The sequence below is a fragment of the Streptomyces davaonensis JCM 4913 genome (assembly GCF_000349325.1).
Lineage (GTDB): Bacteria > Actinomycetota > Actinomycetes > Streptomycetales > Streptomycetaceae > Streptomyces > Streptomyces davaonensis.
The window spans coordinates 2,902,268-2,926,977 of sequence record NC_020504.1; the positions used below are offsets into that span (position 1 = coordinate 2,902,268).

Sequence of the window (24,710 nt, forward strand, 5' to 3'; positions counted from 1 at the left end):
CAGTTGGACGTCCGCCGCGAATCGTTGTTACGGTCCTGCCCGACCCCCTCCACTCAGGCCCCGACCGCCCTGCCGCGCTGTCCCGCGAGCAGAGGAACCGAGTGTGAGCACACGACACAGACTGAGGTGGGGATTCACCGTCCCCGCAATCCTCGCCATGGTGATGGCCCTGGCATGGACCCTGATCGGTCTGCCGGGCTGGACCGGCACGGCGAAGGCCGCACCCGCGGGGAAGTTGTCGGCGGCGGTCACTCCCCCCGTGGCCTGCGACAAGAAGGACAGCCCGGACAAGGGCTGGATCCAGGTCTTCTACGTGTACCGCAACGGCGAGAGCCGATTCGAGGAGATGCGTGACACCGTCAAGCGCATCGCCTGGAACATCGACCAGACCTTCGAGGCGAGTGCCCAGCGCTTCGGACAGGGCGACAGCCGCAGGCTGCGGTTCGTGCAGGACGACAACTGTCAGATCGAGGTCACCCCGATCGGCGCCGACCTCCCGGACAAGCTCAGCCTGGGCGAGGCCCGAGGACATGCGGACGACTGGATAAAGGAGCACTTGGTCAAGGACGACAGCGGCTATTTCGGTCGGCACAAGCCCGTCTACTTTGTCGACGCCGAAGGTGTGGACGGCTGCGGGCTCGGCGGCGGCGCCCATGCCGGTGGTCTCGGCGGCGGATGGGGTGGGGTGACGTTCGGGTGCTGGGGCGAGCAAGCCCTCACCCATGAATTGATCCACGCCTTCGGGCTCAACCACTGCAACGGCGCCGACGACCAGGGCAACGACCCCATCTGCCGCGGCGCCGACCAGACGCCGCGCTGCGACGACCTGCTGGCGGGGACCGTACTGGACTGCGCGAAGGACGAGTTCGCGTACTTCCACCCGCGGCCCGCACCCGGCAGCCCGCTCGCCGAGAACCCCGAGGGGAACATCGCCAACAGCCCGTACCTCATCAAGAACCAGCCGGCGCCGCCGGTGGACGCCCAGCTGGTGGGGACCAAGGGGCAGTGCCTGGCATCCGGGGGTGCCGGCAAGGCCGCTGCCCAGAAGGAGTGCGGGGACGACACCGTGTGGCGCCGCACCATCAGCACCGACGGCTACTTCCAGTTGGAGCTGAAGGGCACGAAGCAGTGCCTCAGCAGCACCGAGTCCGGCGACAAGGCGCATGTCCTGAGCGCCTGCGACAAGGGGGACGAGCGGCAGCACTGGATGATGTTCGACGCTGCCGGCCCGGACAAGGAGCACTACAGGCTGGCGAACCGCGCGACGAAGGAGGAGGCGCGGATCGCCGATGAGTCGGAATTCAAGATGCACTTCAGCGTGGGGTCGGCGACCACCGACACCGAAGGCACCGAGCCCACCTCCGACGAGCCGTCCGAGCAGGGTGCGGAACCGCAGTCGGACGGCACCAAGCCGGCCTCGTCCGACGCCGACCTCGCCGCGACCGGTGGCGACATGGGCACCTCCGTGTCGATCGCGATCGGCGCTCTCGCGCTGGCCGTGCTCGGTGGCGCCATCCTTATGAAGACCCGCCGCAAGCGCGCCGCGTCTTCCCACCGCGCACGCTGAGGTCGGCCGCGCCCGAGACATGGTGACTTCGGGCGCCACGGCCAGTGACGACGGTCCGGCGCAGCAACCCCTCCCGCTGCGCCGGACAGTGCTCAGGGCTTGGGTGTTGGCCGTGTGGGCCCGAGAGTGTGGGGCCCACACGGCTGGTTGGTCAGGCGATTGGTTCGATCCAGATGTTGCGGAATCGGGGGTTGGCGCCTGGGTCGTTGTGGTCTTGGAGGCGGATCGCTGCGGGTGTGGGACCTTCGGGGATGTTGCCGCCGGTGCCGCCGTCGACAGCGACGTCGTTGTGGACCGTGGTGCCGTTCCAGACGACAGTGACGCGGGCGTTGTCGACCTTCACGCCCTTGACGTAGCGGGCGGCGCGGAAGGTGATGTCGTAGGTCTGCCAGGTCCCAGGGGCGGTGGACATGTTCTGGTCGGGAGCGCGTTTGTTGTAGATCGCGCCGGCTTCGTCGTTGGCCAGGGTGGTGTCGCCGTATGAGTCGAGGACTTGGACCTCGTAGCGTTCTTGGAGGTAGACGCCGCTGTTGCCGCGGGCTTGTCCGGTCACGTCCGGCGGGTAGTTGGGTTCCAGCCACTCGACGCGGAGTTTGAAGTCACCGAATGTCTGCTTGGTACGGATGTCGCCACCGAGGGATTCCATGGAGCCGGACGCGACGGGCCAGGCGGCCTCGCCTCCGGTGCTCTTCTCCCAGGCTGCCAGGCTCGTGCCGTCGAACAGGGTGATCCGCGGAGCCTGGGCGACGTGGATGTTGTCGAGGTTGACGTGCCCGGCGTCGTCGGGATCGTTCTTGTAGGCGATGGTGTTGGCACCGGCCTTCAAGGTCAGGGCTTCGGTCTGCGTGGCCCAGGAGTCCCAGCTCCCGGTGTCGGCCAATCGCATCTGCTTGACCTTGGTGCCGTTGACGTACACGCTGATCGACTTGGTTCCCGAGGACGGGTTCGGGCCGTTGGCGTATCGCAGGCCCACGTTGTGGACGCCGGCCCTGGCGGCGTTCACCGTGAACGTCGTGGTGGCGCCCTTGGTCCCGTAGCCGTCGACGAATCCGCTGCCGGTGTGGTCCTGATGATCGCTGTTGACCTTGGCGCCACCGCTCAAGGCCGCGCTTTCGGCCTCGTAGAGGTCGGGCACCGACCATTTCTGGTTGCTGCCACCGTGGCATGTCCAGAGGCTGACCGGTGTGCCGTCGGCGCTGGTCTCGCCGTTGACGTCGAGGCATTTGCCCGAGCTGGGGTTGACCAGGGTGCCGTCGGCCTGCGGAACCCAGTTCTGGTTGTCACCCCCGTTGCAGTCCCACAGCTGGACTTTGGCTCCGTTCTGGGTCGAGCCGGCGTTGATGTCCAGGCACTTGTCCAGCGCCTTCAGCGTCTGGCCGGCCCGGGCCCAGGTCTGAGCCGCGGTGCCGTTGCACTGGTAGAGCTGGACCTGAGTGCCATTCGCTGTCACGCCGCCCTTGACGTCCAGGCACTTGTTCGCCAGGCCGACCACCGGGCCGGTGGACGCATCGGTCGGCGTCGCGTTGAGCGTGTACCAGGCTTCGGTGCTCCACAGCGACTTCCCCGAGGCCGAGGAGAAGGGCTGCGGCGACCGAAGGTAGACCACCCGGCCGGTCTTCAGGCCGTTGAGCTTGAGGGTGACTTTCTTGCCGTCGGCTGACGGGGTCGCCGACGCCACCGACAGCGTCTCTTCGTCCACCTTCGGGCCGCCGTAGGCGGAGGTGGGGACGTATCGCCATTGCTTGGCGGTGTAGCGGGAGGCCAGCGAGTTCAGCGTCGCCGCTGACAACGGCTGCGTGTACTCGAGTTCGAAGCCGCCGCTGACCACCCGCATCGACCGGATGTCGAAGGCGCTGTTGGTGGTCTTGGGTGTCAGCTTCTGCAGGCCGTACTTCAGTTTGCCTTCCTGTCCCCAGTTACCGTCCCCGCCGAGACCGCCCACATAGATCGCGCCGTCGGGGCCGAGGCTGAGCCGGTTGACTCCGGATTCCAGTCCCTGGGTCATACGGAACACCGCGCCCTGGTATTCGCCGTTGATCTTCTCCAGGTATGCGCGCTGGATGCCACCGTAGGTGACATCACCGAACAGCAACTGGCCGGCGAACAGGCCGTCCTTCATCAGGAGTGGTGTGCTCGGCGAGTTCGCGATCTCGTTCTGCGGCAGCCACAGGACCGGCCGGGTCACCGGCTTGCTGTCGAAGGGCCCGGCGGGGTTCGTGTAGTGGTTGAAGAACCGGTCCTGCTTGATGTGCACCAGCTTCGACGACGGCAGCCAGCCGCCCTGGTTGTCGGTGGCGAAGAGGTCGCCCTCAGGCCCCCAACCGATGCCGTTCGGCGTGCGCAGGCCGCCGGCGACGTATTGCACCGCGCCGGTGTCCTTGTTCACCTTGATCGTGGTGCCGCGGCCCTTCCCCGCGGGCTGCGGATCCGTGGTGGCGCCGCCGAAGTTGATGGAGACGGAAAGGTTCAGGTAGAAGTAGCCGTCCTTGTACAGCAGCCCGAACGCGAACTCGTGGAAGTTTCCGCCGTATGGCCAGGTCGCCACGGTACGCAGCTTGTCAGGAGTCGAGTCGCTGGTGAGGTCGGGCAGCTCTGCCAGTCGCGACTTCTCCGACACGTAGAGCTTGCCGTCGACGTACTTGAGGCCCATCGGCTCCTGCAGGCCGCTGGCGATCCGCTTCTTCGTGACCTGCTCGGGTGAGGTGGCACCGGTGACATTGCTCAGCAGGTAGACCTCGCCGAGCTTGTTGTTGCTGCCGCCCCAGGTGGCAATGGCCAGGCGGCCGTCCGGCAGCCAGTCCATCGCGCTCACCTGCGGCTGGAACCCGGCCGGGCGCAGGTCGGTGAGCGTGTAGTCCGGATGTACGGCGTTCAGCGGCAGGCCGTCGCCGGGCGAGTCCGTCGCCCCTTCGCAGTACTTACGCCCTGGCGCGGTCACCCGGGTCACGTCGGCATCCGTGCTCAACGCCGAGTTCGGCACCAGCACGAACTGCGATGAACCAGGCGTACGCCACTCCAGTGTGAGCTGCTGACGGTCGCCGGCGTCGAAGTGCTCGATCCGCAGCGCATGCATGCCCGCCGTCAGCTTGACCGTCCCCTCCTTGGCGGTCGGCGCGTGCTGTCCGTCGTGATCGATGACCAGGTTGCCGTCGATCCACGTGCGCGAGCCGTCGTCGCTGGTGATCCGGAAGGTGTAGTCACCGGTGGCGGGAACGGTGATGTTCCCGGTGACCTCGCTGATGAAGTTGTCGGCCATGTTGACCGTGCCGTCGGCCGAACTGAAGTCGGCGGTCGTCGTCCAGTTGACCGTCGGCATCAGCTTGTCGACGTTGGGCGTCTGCCCGGGTTTGAGCGTGCACAGCTTGCTCAACGAGGTCTGCAGGTCGAAGACCCGCAGCGTCACACCGGGCGTCTGCGGGGCGGCGGTCGCGGAGACCGCGGGGACGGTCAAGGACAGCCCGGCCAGGAGGCATATGAGCAGCATCCGGCCCGCGATTCGTGCAAACGGTCTTCTCGGGGGTGACAAGTGAATCGCCTTCTTTTCCTCTAGTGGGAAGGTGGCGGGCCGCTGAGAGCCGAAGGATCCCGTCAGGTCACGTTTGCTGGCGCGGCTGCGCGGTGCAGGTTCGGGCCTGCTTTCCGACCACCGACGAACAGCGAGACCGGTCGAGACATGCCCGGCTTTCCTCTCAGCAGACCCCAAAGGGTGGGAACCCGTCCGGGATCCTAGGGAGACTTACGTCGATCGTCAATCAAAGTGTGCAAGTCTATCGACTGAACTCAGTCAAAGTGAGCAACCGTCAGCCAGCCGATCACTCGGGGGACCTGACGATCCGTCACCGAGGACAGCTTCAGTACGCTTGGCGATGGATGAGGACACCGCTGCACTCACACCACGCCGACTGCCGAACTCCGAAATCGCGCACCGACTCGGGCCAGTTCTGCCTGGCCCCTCAAAGCCTGGCGATCTCCGCATCTCCTTCGGACATCGGCCGACGCCCGTGGCGCCGCAGCACCCGCGCCAGGTCGACGAGTGGCGCCGGGCGGCCCAGCAGGGGCATTGGGTGGTGGTCCTCGTTGAGTTGGTGTTCGACGGGGTGAGGCGGCAAGTGCATGGCGAGCGGCGACGCCCCTCAATGGGTGCGACGATCACCGCCCGCTGACCTGCTGCTGACGTGGCCGCGGAACGTTCTGCCGCTGCTCCTTCTCATCTGCACCAGATCGGCTTTTCAGAGGAGTGAAAGTGGGAGCGGCCAGCCACATCCCGTCGCTCTACTTTGCTTTACGTTGGTCCCCGGCCCTGATGGAGAACGATCGGGCCCCGTCAAACAGATAGTGGATAGTCAGTGTCCGGTTGCCGGCAGTGTTCGCGGTGACGTTGTTGAAGGTCACGTAGTTGGCGGGGCCATTGCCGATGTCGCCCGCGGTCGAACCGCCGGACCAGTCCGCGCAGGCCGGGGTGGTCGCCGGGCCTGCGCGGGTGTTGCCGGACGCCTCGACTGCGTACTTGGTTCAGCAGGAGACTCTGGCGTTTGCCCAGTCCGCGTGGTCGAAGTGGATGTAGTCCCGCGCGTCGGTGACCCGCAGTTCGAGCTGCTTGACGCCTTGCGTGGACGCGGTCAGGGTGCTCGCCGCCTGGCCACCCCTCATCACGTCGCTGTGGGTCAGGAGCTTGCCGTCGCCGTAGACCTGGAACCGGACGGTGCCGTTCGCGCCAACCTCGTTGTCCACGCCGACCTGCGCGGTGAAGTTCCGGCACTCGCCACCGAGCCAGACGTGGACCGCGGAATCGGAGTGGGTTCCGACGCCGCTGGCGTAGGTGGTGCCGCCGATGGTGAGGGCGTTCCCTTCGGCGGACTGGTTCCTGCGGATGGTTCCCCAACCGGTGGACGACGCCAGCCAGGTCAGGTCCGCGATGTTGTGTGTGCCGGCGGGCAGCGCGGCGGCGTTGGTGCCGGTGCGGCTGACCCGGTACATCGCCACCCCGTGCGACGGAACCTGGCCGCTGATCGTGCCGTTGGCCGAGGTGGACGAGGTGCCGGTCCACAGATCCTTGAGGGCGTAGGAGGAAGAACCGCCGAGGCCGATCTCTGCGGCCGAGGTCGTGATGGCCGCCGCCGCGCCCGATCGGTTGAGCAGCACCACGGCGACGGATCCATCCGACATGGGCTTGGCCCATACCTGCCTGCCGTTGCCCAAATCGCGCATGAGCCTGCCCTGCGAGCCGCCCCAGTCCTGGTTCACGGCGATGACATCGGCATTCTTGATGATCGCCTTTGTCGCGTCGGACATCCGGGTGAGATCGTTACCGAGGATCAACGGCGAGTTCAGCAGCGCCCACAGGCTGAAGTGCGACCGGTACTCGTCGTCGCGGAGTGCCCCGTTGCCGACTTCCAGCATGTCCATGTCGTTCCACTTGCTTGGCCCCGAAAACACCTCCAGACCCTTCTGCTGGTCCAGAATGTCGATGACGCCCATGGGCGAGGAAGTCCATTTGTTGTCGTACCAGGAGTCGCGGATGTCGTAGGTGGTCCGCCACTGGCTCCCCCCGCTGACCGAGCCGAATCCCGCCCACGGGCTTCCTTGGCCCCAACTGCACAGGCTGAACACGATGGCCCGCCCACTGGCCTTCAGGGCGTCGCCCATCGCCTTGTATCGCTGCTCGATGGAGCCTTGGCCGTCGGGGCAGTTGTCGTACTTCAGCAGGTCCACACCCCAGGCCGCGAAGTCGTTCGCGTCCGTGGTCTCGTGACCGAGGCTTCCGGGCAGTCCGGCACAGGTCGTGGTGCCCGCCGACTGGTAGATGCCGAACTTCAGGCCCTTGCTGTGGACATAGTCGGCGAGAGCCCTGATCCCGTCCTTGAACCTGACGGGGTCCGGCTGAAGGTGGCCGCCGGCGTCTCGGGTGCGGGCCATCCAGCAGTCGTCCACGTTGACGTACCTGTACCCGAGCTTGTCCAGCCCCTGGGCAACGATCTGATCGGCAGCGTCCTTGATGTTCTGCTGCGTGACGTTGCACCCGAAATGGTTCCAGCTGTTCCAGCCCATGAGCGGAGTAGCCAAGGGCGCGACCGGGGTGGCCAGGGGCGCGAACGGGGTGGCAGCACCGGCGGCGGGTGCCGTGCCGAGACCGGCGGTCAGCCCGGCCGCCAGGGCAAGACTGCCGGTCACCGAGAACTTCGATCGTCTGATGTTTGAACGCATGGGCGTTGCGGCTCCTTCGAGTTGTGAGGTGCGCGGCGACGACTCCGAAGCGGTCTCGCTGGACATTCGCTTTAGCGGTCGCGGCCGACGGCGTCGCTCGCCTCAACGCGGCCGCCGAAGACCTCCTGCCGTCAGCCGTCAGCGCTGTATTGGCCTTTCGTCAGAGGACGAGTGAGGGGCAGCCGGCGCATCCCGGCGCTTTAGCGATGCTTTACCAATCCGTCGTTGCTCGTTGCCCCTGCCGCACGCAGGAGCTGCCGCTGGCACGGAAAGCGGCGGGACAAAGTCCAACGGCTCGCCAAGGTCGGCAACGATCCCCAGGCATCCACAGCCATGCCCGATAGAAGCGAAGGATCCGCTGCTCCCGGTCATCGGGGCTGGCAGGGTGCAGCCGCCACGAAGGCGTTCGGGCTCGCGGCGAACCACCGCTTCGCCCAGCCATAGCCCTCTCTCCATGCAGGACACATATTCGCGTATGCCAGATATCGGTTGGGGTCGATGCCGTAGGCACCCTGACGGTCGCCTAGCGCGCGAGGTGCCCGGCCAGGCCGTTCACAGCCGGTGGAAGGGAACCGTGGCGCCGCCGGAGGATGCTGCTGTTCTGAGCTGGCCGAAGCCGGAGGGTGCCGGGGACAGGCGTTGGGCGAAGCGGCGGAGGCGGTAGGCCATGCCGTTGCCGCGGGTGTCCTGTTCGGTGGCGGCGGTTGCGGTCTTCCAGCAGACGGCTGCGGCGTCCTCGAAGAAGGTGTGCGCTGTGGTGGGTTCGTGGTCGGCGGCGGTGACCTGAACCAGGAGGTGTTCGGGGCCGCGGCGGGCGGCCTTGGTGGGAATGTGCTTGCGGTCCTCGTCCGGGGCGAGCCGGTTGGGCAGGTCTTCGACCGGTGGTGAGGCGTCCTCCGGCGTGGCATGCACGGAGGTGGACCGGAATTGATCAGGCGTGGTGGTCGTGGCGGCGACGACGATTTCGAGCTGCTCGGCGAAGTAGGTGCCGGGCAGGGGGATCTCGAGGTCGGGGTGGCGGGAGTAGCCGCCGGCGACGGCAGAGGCGACAAATTCAATGACGGCGCGCGCAGCCGGAGTGTGTCGCCGGGTGGGCATGGTGCTGGTGAGCTGGGCCAGGACGCGCAAGACGGTGGCCAGGCTGCTGTCGGCGCTCATGGATTGCAGGGCCGGAGCGTAGTCCTCGGTGTCGGGGCAGTCCTGGTCGGCTGCGTAGAGGCCGGTCTGGGCGTGCCACAGGGCGGCGGCGTGGGTTTCACCGTGGGCGAGGTGTTGGAGGTAGAGGCAGTAGGAAGCGGGGGTATCTTCGGCGCCGGCGGCGTACTGCCACCAGAAGCGGGCGCCGATGTCGACGCCGGCCAGGTGCAGGGCGCAGCCCAGGATGCGGGCGGTGTGAGGCTGGGGGATCTGGTCGGTGAGGAAGTCGGCGAGCTGGGCGGGGGTGCAGTGGCTGACGACCGTTTCGCACAGAGCGTCGAGGCTGCGGGCGGCGCTGTCGTCGACCGTGTCGTCTCCCCTGTGCTGCCATAGCAGCAGGTCGTCGTCGAGCGGCTCGTCGTGGGGGACGACGTCGGCGGGGACATGGGGCTCACGCAGCAGCAGCGACTGGGCAAGGAGGTCGTCGATGGTGCTCATGGCTGCGGGATCACTCCTGGGGTTCGGTGTCGGGGAAGATCTGCTTCAGAGCCCAGCGGGCGTGGTGGTCCAGGGTGTGAACCAGGGCCGGGGGCAGACCGACGACGGCGGGGATGGCGTCGGGGTCGATACCGCACAGGTAGCGCAGGACGGTGACGTCCATCTGGTCGTCGGGTAGTTGGGCGATCGCATCGAAGAAGCGGGCCAGGACGTCGATGCGGGCCAGACGCTCAATCAGGTGGGGGGCCTGCGCCTGGTGGGCGGTGGAGAAGGCCGCGGCGCGCAGGTCGTAGTGGCCGGCGGGCCGTCTGGCGGCGCGGGAGAGGACCGTGGCGCGCAGCATCTGCCAGGCGTGGCGGGGCATGTCCGGGCTTGAGGTGGCGTCGTCCCAGGTCAGCCACAGGACATCGAAGACCTCTCCGACCGCGTGCCGGGCGCGGGGCAGGGACTGCAGGAAGGCCTGGGCGTAGGCGCTGTAGGGATCGGCCATGGCCTGATAGAGCGCGACGTGGGCGAGGGGCCGCTCATCGCTGCCGGTGGGTTGGACGGCCTGAATTCGGTCGTCTATCCAGGACGGCTTCTTATCCGCCTCGATGGCAGCGACCCGCCACAGCCGGCGCAGCGGCGCGACGGGTATGTCGAGGGCACGGACCACGCTGTAGGTGATCTCCCATGTGGGGTAGAGGCCTTTGCCGCGCATCAGTTCCGACAGCCGGGTCTTGGAGAAGCCGGAGCGGCTGACCAGTTCGTCCAGGGTCAGACCACTGGCGGCGAAGCGGCTGCGGACGGGCTCCAGCCACGTCCGGTGTGCGATGCCTGCCTCTCGGCATATCGGCTCCGGCGGTCGGCCGCGACGGTGGGGAGGATCAGCCGGCCGCTCGGGTACTTGGGGCGTCTTCACCGGGGCGTCTCCTCACTTTGCTCCGGCCCCGCGGCCGGTGCCGGCGCCGCCGTGGTGGCCCGGGTGTCCAAGCCCGAGAGCGCGGAGACGGTCTGCTGGATGAGAAGTCCCAGCGAGGGCAACAGCGCGACTAACGCCGCGAGTTGCCCCAGCACGGTCATCACCGTGCTCCATGTGAGGACCGCCGCCAGGATGATGACGGTCATCACCTGCTTGCTTGTCATTGCACCTTCCCGAAAGGACGTACCAATGTCTGGAAAGGCCCCTCCGAGGCGGTGCTCAAGCGCCCCGGAGGAGTTGCACGACAGCATGCTGTGCAAGAGGGCCGCCACTCAACGTGATCATGGGATCGCGGAACAATGCCTCCAGTGAACTCACCGTCACCTGGCGACTGCGCCACGTTGATGACGTCCCATCAGCCCCGGCAAGCAGGGCGCTTTACTGCAACAACGCCCAGGCGGCAGCCAAATCATGTCGGAATGAACCCTTTTCATGGCGAACCCGTACTTCTCCTTGCGACACCAGCCGGATGGCGCACCATGGAGAACGTACGCCACCCCCGGCGTCGCACCTTCCATGTCTGGAAGGCCGCGCGGCCCCTCGTGCTCAAGAACCACCGGAGGGGACCGCCCCGCTTCCGTCCAGCCGCCCACGCGCTGGGCGGAAGCGGACATCCAGTCCGGCAGGGGAGTGCGTCCCGCGGACGACTTCGCCCTGTCGTCCGTGAAGGACAGGGCGAAGGGTTCATGCGGCGATAGTGAGCGGGGTTTCCAGACGCTGCCAGGCTCCGAGAAGCTCTTATGGCCGAGGAGGTGCTGAACCTCGTAGAGCGAGACTCCCTTCTGGGCCAGCCACGAGGCGCAGGTGTGGCGCATGGAGTGCGGCGGGTGGCGCGGGACCAGCTGTAGCTCGCCGTCGTCGCCGAAGTAGTAGGCGGCCTCGACGGCGGGCCACCAGGTTTGCCGGCGCCAGTTGCTGTCGGCGAGGAGGCGTCCGGAGCGGCCCTTGGTGATGGCCCCACCGACGCCGGGAACTGCGGGGGCTGACACCGCGTCCTCATGCCCGCCCTGGACGACAAGGAGCGCCAACCATCCGTACGACAGGGGACCGGCGCGACAGGTGTACCGAGGACCGTCCGGCTTCGGAGGTTCGCGCTGAACCGAAGCATCCCCGTGGCAGCCGCGCGATCGTCCTTGAGTCCCGCCCCCGGGAAACAGCGGCAGCCAGCGTTCCGGTCGACGCGTCGGGTCAAACGATCCCGCTCGTGAGGCGTGGCTGCACTCAGCGTCGCCTGCCCTCGTCGTCCCATCGGTGCTCGCCACCTCGACAGGGTGAGACGTGTCCGCCAAGGCACCTGGCACCGCATCAGAACGAGCGTCAAACGAGCGTCGCGAGCGTCGGTTCAGCGTCAAGACATCGTCCGTAACGCCCACACCGCACATAATGCGCACGCACGAAACCGCAGGTCAGGAGCCCTTCGCGGCCGGTTCAAGGATCGCCACGCACTCCACATGATGAGTCATCGGAAACAGATCGAACACCCGCAACGTCCGCACCCGATACCCCCCGTCCCGGAAGTACCCCAGATCCCGGGCCAACGCCGCCGGATCGCAGGCGACGTACGCGATGCGGCGGGCGCCGAGGGATGACAGGTGCTCGACGGTCTTGCGGCCCGCGCCCGCCCGGGGCGGGTCCAGGACGACGAGGTCGACCTCCGTGATGCCCGTCCGCGGCAGCACCGCCTCGACCTTGCCCTGTTCGATGCGTACCCGGTCGAAGTCGGCGAGGTTGTGCCGGGCGTCCTCCACCGCGCGCTTGCCGGACTCGATGCCGAGGACCGCGCCCTCGTCGCCGAGGCGGTCGGCGAGGGCGCCCGCGAACAGGCCCACGCCGCAGTACAGGTCGAGCGCCATCTCGCCCTTGCGCGGCAGCAGACCCTGCATCACCGCCGTCACCAGCGTGTCCGCCGCCTTCGGGTGGACCTGCCAGAAGCCGCCGCTGCCGACCCGGTAGGTGCGGCCGTCGGCGCGCTCGCGGACGAAGGGGCGGCCGTGGACGCGGTGGGTGCCGCCGTCCTTCTCGCCGACCCGCATGACCGACACCGGCTTGTCCAGCTCGACGATGGGGAGGCGGGCGCCGGGGCGCGGCGTCAGGATCACCTGGCGGTCCTGCGAACCCGTCGCCGCGATCGCCTCGACCGACGCCATCCCGGACCAGTCCCGCTGCTCGATGCCGAGCTCACTGACGCCCTCGGCCGCGATCATGCAGTGCTCGATCGGCTCGACCTCGTGCGAGCGGTGCCGGCGCAGGCCGGCCCGGCCGGTGTCGGGGTCCACCGCGTACTGCACGCGCGTGCGCCACTGCGGCACCTCGCCCGTCGGCAGCTTGTCGCCCTCGGCGGGCATCACCGTGCCGTCCCAGCCGGCCTCCTCGGGCGTGAGCCCGGCCAGGCGCGCCAGCTGTTCCGCGACCACCTCGCCCTTGAGCCGCCGCTGCGCCCCCGGCTTCGCGTGCTGCCAGTCGCAGCCGCCGCAACGACCCGGACCGGCGTACGGGCAGGGCGCCTCGACGCGGTCCTTGGACGCCGACAGCACCTCCACCGCGTCCGCCCGCAGGAAGCGGGCGCCCTCCTCGCCCTCGGTGACCCGGGCGACGACCCGCTCCCCGGGCAGCGTGTGCCGTACGAAGAGCACCTGGCCCTCGTCGGTGCGGGCGATGCAGTGGCCACCATGGGCGACCGGGCCTACCTCGACCTCGTACTCCTCCCCCACCAGCGACTTCTTCGGTTCTGCCTGCATGGCGGGGTGACTCCAGATACATAGAGGGGCGGGCCGGGGCAACAGCCCACCAGTCTACGACTGCTTCGAGGAGTCCTTCGCCCGCTCCACCGCCGGGCCACGCCGCACGGAACCCGGCGCGTTCCACTCCTGCCGCCTGCGGGCCCGCTTCTTCGCGGCCTCGGAGGACTGGAGCTGGTAGGGCACCGACGTCACCATGACGCCCGGCGTGAACAGCAGCCTGCCCTTCAGGCGCAGGGCGCTCTGGTTGTGCAGCAGATGCTCGTACCAGTGGCCGACGACGTACTCGGGGATGATCACGGACACGGCGTCGCGCGGCGACTCCCGGCGCAGGTTCTTGACGTACTCGATGATCGGCCGGGTGATCTCGCGGTACGGCGAGTCCAGGACCTTCAGCGGTACGTCGATGCCGCGTCGCTCCCACTCGGCCTTGAGCGCCTTGGTCTCGGCCGGGTCGACGTTGACGCTGAGCGCTTCCAGGGTGTCGGTGCGCATCAGCTTGGCGTAGGCGAGGGCGCGCAGCGTGGGACGGTGGATCTTGGAGACCAGGACCAGGGAGTGCACCCGGGAGGGGCGCACGCTGTCGTCGCTCGGGCCCTCGGGCGCGGCGATCTCCTCGGAGACCCGGTCGTAGTGCTTCCGGATCGCGCTCATGGTCACGTAGAAGATCACCATGCCGAGCAGGGCGACCCAGGCGCCGTGCGAGAACTTGGTCACCAGGACGACGACCAGCACCAGGCCGGTGAAGAAGGCGCCGAAGGTGTTGATCGCGCGGGAGCGGATCATGTGGCGTCGCTTGGCCTGGTCGGTCTCGGTGCGCAGATGGCGGTTCCAGTGCCGGACCATGCCGGTCTGGCTGAGCGTGAAGGAGACGAACACGCCGACGATGTAGAGCTGGATCAGGCGCGTGGAGTCGGCGCCGTAGACCCACACCAGCAGGGCGGCGGCGCCGGCGAGGAGCACGATGCCGTTGGAGAAGGCGAGGCGGTCGCCGCGGGTGTGGAGCTGGCGGGGCAGATAGCGGTCCTGGGCGAGGATCGAGCCGAGCAGCGGGAAGCCGTTGTACGCGGTGTTGGCCGCGAGGAAGAGGACCAGCGCGGTCGCGGCGGCGAGCAGGATGAAGAAGAACGTGCCGTCGCCGAAGACGGCGGCCGCGACCTGCGAGATCACCGGGTCCTGGACGTAGTCGGCGCCGACGGCCACGCCGTCGTTGATGAGGTCCTTGGCCGGGTTCTCCGCCATGTGCACATCGGTGGCCATGGCGAGCCCGATGATGCCGCAGAACATGGTGACCGCGAGGCCGCCCATGAGGGCGAGCGTGGTCGCCGCGTTCTTCGACTTGGGCTTGCGGAAGGCGGGGACGCCGTTGCTGATCGCCTCGACGCCGGTGAGCGCCGCACAGCCGGAGGAGAAGGCGCGCAGCAGCAGGAAGACCAGGGCGAAGCCGGCCAGGCCCTCGTGCTCGGCCTTGATCTCGTAGTCCGCGGTCGGGGCCGCCATCGACTCGTCCAGGACCAGGCCCCGGAACGCACCCCACGCGATCATGATGAAGACACCGGCGACGAAGACATACGTCGGGATCGCGAAGAGGCTGCCCGACTCCTTCACCCCGCGCAGGTTCATCAGCGTCAGCAGCACGATGATGCCTACGGCGCACAGCACCTTGTTCTCGACCACGAACGGGACGGCCGAGCCGAGGTTCTCCACGCCGGAGGAGATGGACACGGCGACGGTCAGCACGTAGTCCACGAGCAGCGCGCTGGCCACGGTGAGGCCGGCCTTGGGGCCGAGGTTGGTGTTGGCGACCTCGTAGTCGCCGCCGCCGCTCGGGTAGGCGTGCACGTTCTGCCGGTAGGAGGCGACCACCGTGAACATCAGGACCACGACCGCGACCGCGATCCAGGGGCTGAAGTGGTAGGCCGACACGCCCGCGATGGACAGGACCAGCAGGACCTCGCCGGGCGCGTACGCGACGGAGGACAGCGGGTCGGAAGCGAAGACGGGGAGTGCGATGCGCTTCGGCAGGAGCGTTTCCCCGAGCCGATCACTGCGCAGTGCGCGCCCGATCAGGATCCGTTTGGGCACGTCGGTCAGTTTGGACACAACAGAGGATCGTAGGCGTTCGAACGGGCTGCCGCCCACCCGCCACCCCAGTTCCGCCGGGCCCCTGCTCTCCGGGTGAAATCAGGGGTGGCGCGGCTGCGGATTCCGCGGTGCCCGACATCGGCGTGTCTATATGACTAAACCCGCCCGTTTTCCCGGCCGTTGCCGCTCCAGGAGGTCCCATGGCCACCACCGCCCAGCTGATCGGCGCCGCCGCCGCACTCGTCGGCCTCGGAATCCTGACCCTCGCCAGCGTCCGGAGCATCAGCCGCCGCTGATCGCCCCGGAGGCCGCCGCTGAGGGATTGATCGCGCGGCAACCGTGCACAGGGGTGCCGACGTCCTGGTGCACGTGTGTAGCTTGGGCGTCGATCTGAGACCCTGATCTCGCTGAGCAGTATCTCTTGACACTTGGAAGGACGGTCGTGCACATCGTCATCATGGGCTGCGGACGAGTGGGTTCCGCGCTCGCCCAGACCCTGGAGCAACAGGGGCACACGGTCGCTGTGATCGATCGGGACCCCACGGCCTTCCGTCGGCTCGGCCCCGGTTTCGGCGGCCGCCGCGTCACCGGCATCGGCTTCGACCAGGACACCCTGCGCGAGGCGGGCATCGAGGAGGCCGGCGCCTTCGCCGCCGTCTCCAGCGGTGACAACTCCAACATCATCTCCGCGCGCGTGGCCCGCGAGATGTTCGGCGTGGAGAACGTCGCGGCCCGGATCTACGACCCCCGCCGCGCCGAGGTGTACCAGCGCCTCGGCATCCCCACGGTCGCCACCGTGCGCTGGACCGCCGACCAGATGCTGCGCCGGCTGCTCCCCTCAGGCGCCGAGCCGCTGTGGCGCGACCCCACCGGTGGTGTCCAGCTCGCCGAGGTGCACACCTCCACGTCCTGGGTGGGCCACAAGATCAGCAAGCTTCAGGAGGAGACGGGCGTCCGGGTGGCGTTCGTGACCCGCCTCGGCGAGGCCATCCTGCCCAGCTCGCAGACGGTGCTTCAGGAGGGCGACCTGGTGCACGTGATGATGCGCACCGACGAGGTCGACAAGGTCGAGGCGGTATTCGCCCAGGGTCCCGAAGAGGAGGGCGGTCACTGATGAGGGTCGCCATTGCCGGTGCCGGCGCCGTCGGCCGCTCGATCGCGGGCGAGCTGCTGGAGAACGGCCACGAGGTCCTGCTCATCGACAAGGCGCCGACCGCGATCTCGGTCGAGCGCGTCCCCCAGGCGGAGTGGCTGCTCGCCGACGCCTGCGAGATCACGTCCCTGGACGAGGCGGCGCTCCAGCGCTGCAACGTGGTGATCGCCGCGACCGGCGACGACAAGGTGAACCTGGTCGTCTCCCTGCTGGCGAAGACGGAGTACGGCGTCCCGCGCGTCGTCGCCCGCGTCAACAACCCCAAGAACGAGTGGCTCTTCAACGAGTCCTGGGGTGTCGACGTCGCCGTCTCCACCCCGCGTCTGATGTCCGCCCTGGTCGAGGAGGCGGTGAGCGTCGGCGACCTGGTCCGGCTGCTGCGCTTCAGCCATGGCGACGCCAACCTGGTCGAGCTGACCCTGCCCGAGGAGTCGGCCCTGGCCGGCACCCAGGTCGGCAATGTGGAGTGGCCGCAGGACACCTCGCTGGTCACGATCATCCGGGGCACCCGGGTGCTCACCCCGACCCGCGACGACTCCCTGGAGGCGGGCGACGAGCTGCTGTTCGTGGCCGCGCAGGCCCGCGAGGAACAGCTGGAGGACCTGCTCTCGGTGCGCCGCGAGGACGCGTCGAGCTAAGGGTCACGACGACGAAGGGCGCCCCGGGATCTCCCGGGGCGCCCTTCGTCGTACGTGGCTCAGTTCGCCGAACGGGCCCCGGCCTGGCGCTCCTTCTCGGCCTTCTCCGCCGCCTCCATCTCCGCGAACACATCGATCGGAGCGGGCGCCTTGGCGAGGAAGACCCAGGTCAGCCAGACGGCGAGCAGGAACGGCGGGATCTTCAGGGCGACCAGGACCCAGCCCAGCTGGGTGGTGTCCGCCCACCAGTAGAGCGGGAAGAGGATCGCGCACTTGGCGAGCAGGATCGCGCCCCAGGCGTAACTCGCCTTGGCGTACGCCTTCTTGCGGCCGGGGTTGCGCTTGCGCCAGGAGAGGTTCTCCTTGAACACCGGGCCGAGGATCAGACCGATCAGCGGGACCCCGCACAGCGTGGTGATGATGTACGCGAGCCCGAGGCCCAGCGTGTACAGCATGCCCGGCAGATAGAAGTCCTTGGCATTGCCGGTCATCATCGCGAAGACGACACCGAAGGCGACGCCGAAGACACCGCTGAAGGCGTGCTTGACGGTGTCCTTCATCGCGAGCCGGACCACGACCAGCACCAGCGACACCGCGAGCGCGGCGATCGCGGACATGTGCAGGTCCTTGTTGATGGTGTAGATGGTGACGAAGAGCAGTCCGGGCAGCACCGTCTCGACCATGCCGCGCAAGCCGCCGAAGGCCTCGAACAGCGCGGCCTCGGTCACCGCCCGGGCGTCGGCTTCAGCGTCTGCGGTGGTGGTGTCGGTGGTGTCTTCGGTCGGCTTGTCGAGCGACGTCACCGGCTACTCCCGTCCGAGGGGTCTCAGTTCGTATTTCGGGTTGAACAGCACCCGGCGGCCCCGGCTCATCGAGATCCGGCCCGATGCGATCAGCTTGCGCCCCGGCTCGATCCCCACGATGGAGCGTCTGCCGAGCCACACCACGTCCAGCGCGGCGGAGCCGTCGAACAGCTCGGCCTCCAGGGCCGGGACCCCGGCACGCGGCCGCAGGGTGACCGTGCGCAAGGTACCAGTAACGGTGACTATCTGTCGGTCGTGGCAGTCACCGATGCGGATGCAGCCGGCGGTCTCGGCGTCCTCGCGCAGCTCCTCGGACTCCAGGTCCTCCTGCGACGAGGAGAGCCGGTCGAGCATGCGCCGGAACCGGCCCACCGGCTTCTCGGAACGAGGAACAGAACTCATGTCTGAAGCGTACCGGGGCGCACCGAGAGCTACGTACCCGCGGGTCCGGGGCTCCAACCAAGGGTGAGCATCATTCGACTTGCCTAAAGACTTTAGGCAATTACATAATCAGTATCGGTAGACGAAGGGACGGAAGGGACAGCGGGCATGGCACGCGCAGGACTCACCCCGGAACTGCTCACCCGGGCCGGGGCGGAGCTGGCCGACGAGGTCGGCTTCGAGCAGGTGACCGTCTCGGCGCTGGCCCGCCGGTTCGACGTCAAGGTCGCGAGCCTGTACTCGCACCTCAAGAACTCCCACGACCTCAAGACCCGGATCGCCCTGCTGGCCCTGGAGGAACTCGCCGACCGGGCCGCCGACGCGCTGGCGGGCCGGGCCGGCAAGGACGCGCTGACCGCCTTCGCCGACGTCTACCGCGACTACGCCCGCACCCACCCCGGCCGCTACACCGCGGCCCGCTTCCGCCTGGACCCCGAGACGGCGGCGAGGAGCGCGGGCGTACGGCACGCCCAGATGACCCGCGCGATCCTGCGCGGCTACGACCTGGCCGAGCCGGACCAGACCCACGCCGTCCGCCTCCTCGGCAGCGTCTTCCACGGCTATGTCGACCTGGAGCTGGCGGGCGGCTTCAGCCACAGCACCCCCGACAGCGACGCGTCCTGGTCCCGGATCCTGGACGCCCTCGACGCAACGCTCCGCAACTGGCCCTCAGCCTGAAAGCCCCTCCCATGCTCACCACGCCCCTCACCGCCGACCTCGTGCGCGGCGCCCTGGAACTGGAGCCCACCGAGCAGGGCCTGCTCCCGCACCGGCTCCCCGCCAGGGCCCGCGCCCAGTGCGCCGACCCCCAGCTCGCCATGGCCGAGTCCCAGCCCTCCGGCGTACGGCTGGCCTTCCGCACCCGCGCCACCGCCGTCGAGCTGGACACCCGGCCCACGAAACGTTCGTACGTCGGACTCCCGCCGCGTCCGGACGGGGTGTACGACCTGCTCGTCGACGGCGCCCTGACCGGGCAGTCGGTGGCGGACGGCGGCGACACCCTCGTCGTCGACATGGCCACCGGCGGCCTGGAGCGTCGCCCCGGTCCGGTCGCCACCCTGCGCTTCACCGGGCTGCCCGCCCGGGAGAAGGACGTGGAGATCTGGCTGCCGCACAACGAGACCACCGAGCTGCTCGCCCTGCGCGCCGACGCCCCCGTCGAGCCCGTGCCCGATCGCGGCCGCCGGGTGTGGCTGCACCACGGCAGCTCCATCAGCCACGGCTCGGACGCGGCGAGCCCCACCGGGATCTGGCCCGCGCACGCGGCGGCCCTGGCGGGCGTGGAACTGATCAACCTGGGCCTGGGCGGCAGCGCCCTGCTCGACCCCTTCACCGCCCGCGCGCTGCGGGACACCCCCGCCGATCTGATCAGCGTCAAGATCGGCATCAACCTGGTGAACCTGGACCTGATGCGGCTGCGCGCCTTCGCCCCGGCCGTCCACGGCTTCCTGGACACGATCCGCGACGGCCACCCGGACACCCCGCTCGTGGTCGTCTCCCCGATCCTGTGCCCCATCCACGAGAACACCCCGGGCCCGGGAGCCTTCGACCTCGCCGCGCTCAGCAACGGGGAGCTGCGCTTCCGGGCGACCGGCGACCCCGCGGAACGGGCGACCGGAAAACTGACCCTCACAGTGATCCGCGAGGAACTGTCCCGAATCGTGGCGCACCGTACCGCCGAGGACCCGAACCTGCGCTACCTGGACGGCCTCGCCCTCTACGGCGAACAGGACCACGCCGAACTGCCACTCCCCGACGACCTGCACCCGGACGCGGCCACACACCACCGCATCGGCGCCAGGTTCGCGGAACTGGCACTCAGGAGCTAGCGCTCGAACCGATACCCCATCCCCGGCTCGGTGATGAGGTGCTTCGGATGCGAAGGATCCGGCTCCAGCTTCCGCCGCAACTGGGCCATGTAGACCCGCAGATAGTTGGTCTCCGTCCCGTAGGACGGCCCCCAGACCTCCTGAAGCAGCTGCTTCTGGCTGACCAGCCGCCCCGTGTTCCGGACCAGCACCTCCAACAGGTGCCACTCGGTCGGCGTCAGCCGGACATCCGTGCCGTCCCGGTTGACCTTCTTCGCGGCCAGGTCGACCGTGAACGTCCCGGTCTCGACGATGACGTCCTCCTCGCCGCCGCCGAGGGGCTCGGCGCGCCGGACCGCCGCCCGCAGCCGGGCGAGCAGTTCGTCCATGCCGAAGGGCTTGGTGACGTAGTCGTCGGCGCCCGCGTCGAGGGCCTCGACCTTCTCGTCGGAGGAGTGGCGCGCCGACAGGACGAGGATCGGCACCCGGGTCCAGCCGCGCAGCCCCCGGATCACCTCGACACCGTCCATGTCCGGAAGACCGAGGTCGAGAACCACGACGTCGGGGTGGCGGGCGGCGGCGAGCTGAAGGGCGGTGGCACCGTCGTGCGCGGCGTCCACCTCGTACTTGCGGGCCTTGAGGTTGATCACTAGGGCGCGCACGATCTGCGGCTCGTCGTCGATCACGAGCACCCTGGTCATGTGGCCTGCCTTTCGGGTTCCGGAAATGCGGGGCGGAAGAGCGGTCCCGCGGCCGCGCGGAGTGTGAGCACCATCGTGAGGCCCCCACCCGGGGTGTCCTCCGCGGTCAGCGTCCCGCCCATCGCCTCCGCGAACCCCCGGGCGACCGCGAGCCCGAGGCCCACTCCGGCGCCGCGCGGAGCGTCACCGTACCGCTGGAAGGGCTCGAAGATCCGCTCTTTGGCGTCGTCGGGGACGCCGGGCCCGCGGTCCACGACACGCACCTCGACGCGGTCGGCGATGGAACTGGCGGAGACCAGGACGGGCATGCCCGGCGGGCTGTACTTGACGGCGTTCTCCACGATGTTGGCGACCGAGCGCTCCAGCAGCCCGGGGTCGACGGCGACCATGGGCAGGGTCTCCGGGACGTCCAGCTCCACGCTGTCCTCGGGCACCCCGCCGAGGGCCATCGGCACCACCTCGTCGAGGTCGATCTCACGGACGATCGCGCTGACCGTGCCGGTCTGGAGCCGGGACATGTCGAGGAGGTTGCCCACCAGATGGTCCAGCCGGTCGGCGCCCTCCTCGATCCCGGCCAGCAGCTCCGCCTCGTCCTCCTCGGACCACGCCACGTCGTCGGAGCGCAGGCTGCTCACCGCCGCCTTGATCCCGGCGAGCGGTGTGCGCAGATCATGACTGACGGCGGCCAGCAGCGCGGTGCGGATGCGGTTGCCCTCGGCGAGCGCGCGGGCCTGGTCGGCCTCCTCACGGAGCCGGCGCCGGTCCAGGACGACCGCGGCCTGCGCGGCGAACGCGGCGAGCACCCGGCGGTCCTCGGCAGGCAGCACCCGGCCGGTCAGCGCCAGCGCCATGTGGTCACCGGCCGGCATGTCGACGTCGGCGTCCTCCGGCCGCTCCACGGTCGGCCCCAGCCCGACGCGGCCCGCGCAGGTCCACGGCTCGACCTCGCTCGCCCGCTCCAGCAGGGCGGCGGACTCCATGCCGAAGGTCTCCCGGACCCGCTCCAAGAGCGCTTCCAGGCTGGTCTCGCCGCGCAGCACGTCCCCGGCGAGGAAGGAGAGGATCTCCGACTCGGCGCGCAGCCGGGCCGCCTGATGGGTCCGGCGGGCGGCGAGGTCGACCACCGACGCCACCGACACCGCGACGCCCACGAAGATCACCAGGGCGAGGATGTTCTTCGGGTCGGCGATGGTGAGCCGGTTGACCGGCGGGGTGAAGAACCAGTTCAGCAGCAGCGACCCGAACGCGGCCGAGGCCAGCGCGGGCAGCAGTCCGCCGAGCAGTGCCGCCGCGACCGTCAGGGTCAGGAACAGCAGCATGTTGTTGGTGAGACCGAGGTCGGCGTCGACGTTGGTCAGCAGCAACGTGAGCAGCGCGGGGCCACCGATCCCGGCCAGCCAGCCCCAGACGATCCGGGACCGGCCGAGCCGGGCACCCCGGGCGACGGGCAGCCCGCGCCCCTTGGCCACCTCTTCATGGGTGACGATGTGCACGTCGAGGTCGGGCCCCGACTCCCGGGCGACGGTCGCGCCGACGCCGGGCCCGAAGACGTACTGCCAGGTCTTGCGGCGCGAGGAGCCGAGCACGATCTGGGTGGCGTTCACCCCGCGCGCGAAGGCCAGCAGCGCCGCCGGTATGTCGTCGCCGACGACATGATGGAAGGTGCCGCCGAGATCCTCCACGAGGGTCCGCTGCACGGCGAGTTCCTTGGGCGAGGCCGCGGTCAGCCCGTCACTGCGGGCGATGTACACGGCGAGCACCTCACCGCCCGCGCCCTTCTCCGCCAGCCGCGCCGCCCGCCGGATCAGCGTCCGCCCCTCCGGACCGCCGGTCAGCCCCACCACGATCCGCTCCCGCGAACCCCAGATCTTCGACACCCGGTGCTCACCGCGATAGGTGCGCAGATACTCGTCGACCCGGTCGGCCACCCACAGCAGCGCCAGCTCCCGCAGAGCCGTCAGGTTCCCGGGCCGGAAGTAGTTCGAGAGGGCCGCGTCGACCTTGTCCGGCTGGTAGACGTTGCCGTGCGCCATCCGCCGCCGCAGCGCCTGCGGCGACATGTCGACCAGCTCGATCTGATCCGCCCGCCGCACCACCTCGTCCGGCACCGTCTCCTGCTGCCGCACCCCCGTGATGGACTCCACCACATCCCCGAGGGACTCCAGATGCTGGATGTTGACGGTCGATATGACATCGATCCCGGCCGCGAGGAGTTCCTCGACGTCCTTCCAGCGCTTGGCATTGCGGGAACCGAGGACATTGGTGTGCGCCAGTTCATCCACCAGCGCCACTTCCGGGCGACGGGCCAGGACGGCGTCCACGTCCATCTCGGTGAAGGCGGTGCCCCGGTACGCCAGCTGCTTGCGCGGAAGCTGCTCCAGACCGTGCAGCATCACCTCGGTACGCGGCCGGTCGTGGTGCTCCACGAGCGCGACCACGCAATCGGTGCCCCGCTCGGCACGCCGATGCGCCTCGGAGAGCATCGCGTACGTCTTGCCGACGCCGGGTGCCGCACCGAGGTAGATCCGAAGTCTGCCGCGTCCCACAGCGTCGACCTTACGGCCAGCAAACCGGACATATGACACCGGGTGCGGCGGCCGGGTCGCTTTTGACGCAACCCTGACGCACCGCACCCGGCGGCGGGGTTCCCCCGGCTCAGGAGGGGTTGTCCCCGTGGGTGAGGGTCTCCCAGGCGACGAAGAGGTTGTTGCTGCCGGCCGGGCGGCTGTTCCTGGTGAGCGTCTCGGTGTTGGTCATGGCGTGGCCGAGCCGGTTGTGCAGGGCGTTGTAGCCGACCTCGGTGACGGGCCCGAGCCCGAGATGCAGGGAACCGCCGCACAGCCAGCTCGGTACGGCCGTACCGAGCTGGTACTTGGACTGGAACCCGAGCGCGTGCCGCAGCCGCTCGCCGACGTCGGTGCCGTACAGGTCCTGGCCCTGGATCCGGCTGGTCTCGGCGATGTGCGAGATCGAGGAGATGCCGTAGCCGGTGTGCGTGAAGTCGCGGCAGGTCTCCTGGGTGAGTCCGGTGACGAAGGTGGACTGGCCCTGCCAGTACTTGACGATCTTGTCGCGGGTGTCGAGGTTCTGGCTCGGCACGGTCTTGGGCAGCGCGCCGTCGGATTCCAGGTAGACGTAGGCCGCCGTGCGGGTCCGGAACTTCGCCATGGCCTTGTCGTAGGACGCCTTGTCCTCGAGGAAGACGGAGATGCCGACGGCGGCCTCCATCATCGTCAGCTCCCAGTTCCCGTTGGAGTTGGAGCCGTTGATGATCTCGGGGAGGTAGACGTTGCGGAGCATCGTCGCGAACCGGCCGGAGTTCGGCCAGCCGCCGGTGTACGTGTGCTTGACGATCTCGGCGGCCTTGGACCAGGAGGAACCCGCCCAGCCGGTCTGGAGCGGGGCGTTGCTGTTGGTGTGGTCGGTGATGACGGCGGACCAGGCGTCCATGAGCTGGATGGACTTCTGGGCGTAGCGGGCGTCGCGGGTGATGTACCAGGCGAGGGCATTGGTGTACGCGGCGATCGCGTCCTCGCGCTCGTCGGTGCAGCCGTAGTTGGGGTTGGAGTACGAGCCGCACTCCACCACCGAGCGCGGCTTGGGCGCGCGGTTCTGGTCGGCGTACTTGCTCCCCATCATCTGGTCGTAGGCGCCCTTCCAGGGCTGGGCGCCGGCGAGGACCTTGGAGCGGGTGAAGTCCAACTGGCCCTTGGAGACCGTGACTCCGGGATGGGCGAAGGTGGCGGGGGCGGCGTCGGCGGGCTGCCAGGCGAGAACGCTCGCGACGAGAGCGGCCGCCGCGGCGAGGAGGGGGGTACGGCGCATAGCGACTCCGTTCCTGTATGTGAACATGGAGCGCCTTTATGAACGTAGGCGTCGGCCGCAGACCATAGGTACAGACCAATAGGCCGTCAAGAGTCCGCGCACCAGAAAGGGCCGCACCCCGAGGGGTACGACCCTTTGCTGCCTGTCTGTC

At 68.8% G+C, this 24,710-nt stretch carries 18 protein-coding genes; 5 read left to right on the forward strand and 13 right to left on the reverse strand.

The window, feature by feature from the left end:
- Positions 1–103: 103 nt before the first annotated feature.
- Complete coding sequence (locus BN159_RS12485) at positions 104–1,567, forward strand: LPXTG cell wall anchor domain-containing protein (RefSeq protein WP_015657340.1); 1,464 nt, start codon at positions 104–106, stop codon at positions 1,565–1,567.
- 151 nt (positions 1,568–1,718) lie between these two features.
- On the opposite strand, the gene BN159_RS43840 is transcribed toward BN159_RS12485, so the two are convergent.
- From BN159_RS43840 to BN159_RS12525, 8 genes are all read right to left on the reverse strand, one after another.
- Positions 1,719–5,051: a family 16 glycoside hydrolase gene (locus tag BN159_RS43840; protein ID WP_015657341.1), complete on the reverse strand. Its 3,333-nt coding sequence runs from the start codon at positions 5,049–5,051 to the stop codon at positions 1,719–1,721.
- Between the two features lie 1,028 nt (positions 5,052–6,079).
- Positions 6,080–7,771, reverse strand: coding sequence for an NPCBM/NEW2 domain-containing protein (locus BN159_RS12495; protein ID WP_015657342.1), 1,692 nt, complete (start codon positions 7,769–7,771; stop codon positions 6,080–6,082).
- Positions 7,772–8,323: 552 nt separating this feature from the next.
- Positions 8,324–9,406 carry a hypothetical protein gene (locus BN159_RS12500; protein WP_015657343.1) on the reverse strand — a complete coding sequence of 361 codons (1,083 nt, stop codon included), beginning with the start codon at positions 9,404–9,406 and terminating at the stop codon, positions 8,324–8,326.
- A 10-nt stretch (positions 9,407–9,416) separates the two neighbouring features.
- On the reverse strand, positions 9,417–10,307 hold the full coding sequence (locus BN159_RS12505; protein ID WP_015657344.1) for an RNA polymerase sigma-24 subunit ECF subfamily: 891 nt from the start codon (positions 10,305–10,307) through the stop codon (positions 9,417–9,419).
- Entirely contained in the window at positions 10,304–10,531 is a 228-nt protein-coding gene (locus tag BN159_RS12510) for a hypothetical protein (RefSeq protein ID WP_015657345.1), read from the reverse strand. The genes BN159_RS12505 and BN159_RS12510 overlap by 4 nt, the downstream gene beginning before the upstream one ends.
- Positions 10,532–10,687: 156 nt before the next feature.
- Positions 10,688–11,749, reverse strand: coding sequence for a site-specific integrase (locus BN159_RS47550; RefSeq protein ID WP_331712339.1), 1,062 nt, complete (start codon positions 11,747–11,749; stop codon positions 10,688–10,690).
- 24 nt (positions 11,750–11,773) lie between these two features.
- Positions 11,774–13,105, reverse strand: a complete 1,332-nt coding sequence (locus BN159_RS12520) for a class I SAM-dependent RNA methyltransferase (protein WP_015657347.1) — start codon at positions 13,103–13,105, stop codon at positions 11,774–11,776.
- A gap of 54 nt (positions 13,106–13,159) precedes the next feature.
- Positions 13,160–15,208 (reverse strand): APC family permease, encoded by a 2,049-nt coding sequence (locus BN159_RS12525; RefSeq protein ID WP_015657348.1) that lies wholly within the window; start codon positions 15,206–15,208, stop codon positions 13,160–13,162.
- Between the two features lie 424 nt (positions 15,209–15,632).
- On the opposite strand from BN159_RS12525, the gene BN159_RS12530 reads away from it, so the two are divergent.
- Complete coding sequence (locus tag BN159_RS12530) at positions 15,633–16,304, forward strand: potassium channel family protein (RefSeq protein ID WP_015657350.1); 672 nt, start codon at positions 15,633–15,635, stop codon at positions 16,302–16,304.
- Entirely contained in the window at positions 16,304–16,981 is a 678-nt protein-coding gene (locus tag BN159_RS12535; protein ID WP_015657351.1) for a potassium channel family protein, read from the forward strand. The genes BN159_RS12530 and BN159_RS12535 overlap by 1 nt, the downstream gene beginning before the upstream one ends.
- Positions 16,982–17,040: 59 nt before the next feature.
- Here the strand turns inward: BN159_RS12535 and BN159_RS12540 are convergent, their stop codons facing one another.
- Together BN159_RS12540 and BN159_RS12545 are read right to left on the reverse strand one after the other, a co-directional pair.
- Positions 17,041–17,784, reverse strand: coding sequence for a DUF3159 domain-containing protein (locus tag BN159_RS12540; protein WP_015657352.1), 744 nt, complete (start codon positions 17,782–17,784; stop codon positions 17,041–17,043).
- 3 nt (positions 17,785–17,787) lie between these two features.
- A complete protein-coding gene (locus BN159_RS12545; protein WP_041819167.1) occupies positions 17,788–18,186 on the reverse strand; it encodes an OB-fold nucleic acid binding domain-containing protein in 399 nt (132 codons plus the stop codon).
- A gap of 147 nt (positions 18,187–18,333) precedes the next feature.
- On the opposite strand from BN159_RS12545, the gene BN159_RS12550 reads away from it, so the two are divergent.
- Positions 18,334–18,903 carry a TetR/AcrR family transcriptional regulator gene (locus tag BN159_RS12550; RefSeq protein ID WP_015657354.1) on the forward strand — a complete coding sequence of 190 codons (570 nt, stop codon included), beginning with the start codon at positions 18,334–18,336 and terminating at the stop codon, positions 18,901–18,903.
- 11 nt (positions 18,904–18,914) lie between these two features.
- Entirely contained in the window at positions 18,915–20,054 is a 1,140-nt protein-coding gene (locus tag BN159_RS12555; RefSeq protein WP_015657355.1) for a GDSL-type esterase/lipase family protein, read from the forward strand.
- Here BN159_RS12555 and BN159_RS12560 read toward each other — a convergent pair.
- From BN159_RS12560 to BN159_RS12570, 3 genes are all read right to left on the reverse strand, one after another.
- Positions 20,051–20,734 carry a response regulator gene (locus BN159_RS12560; protein WP_015657356.1) on the reverse strand — a complete coding sequence of 228 codons (684 nt, stop codon included), beginning with the start codon at positions 20,732–20,734 and terminating at the stop codon, positions 20,051–20,053. The genes BN159_RS12555 and BN159_RS12560 overlap by 4 nt on opposite strands.
- Positions 20,731–23,280: a sensor histidine kinase gene (locus BN159_RS12565; protein ID WP_015657357.1), complete on the reverse strand. Its 2,550-nt coding sequence runs from the start codon at positions 23,278–23,280 to the stop codon at positions 20,731–20,733. The genes BN159_RS12560 and BN159_RS12565 overlap by 4 nt, the downstream gene beginning before the upstream one ends.
- A 109-nt stretch (positions 23,281–23,389) precedes the next feature.
- The gene (locus tag BN159_RS12570) at positions 23,390–24,559 is read right to left on the reverse strand and encodes an alginate lyase family protein (RefSeq protein ID WP_015657358.1); all 1,170 of its coding nucleotides are present in this window, start codon (positions 24,557–24,559) and stop codon (positions 23,390–23,392) included.
- Between the last annotated feature and the right edge of the window lie 151 nt (positions 24,560–24,710).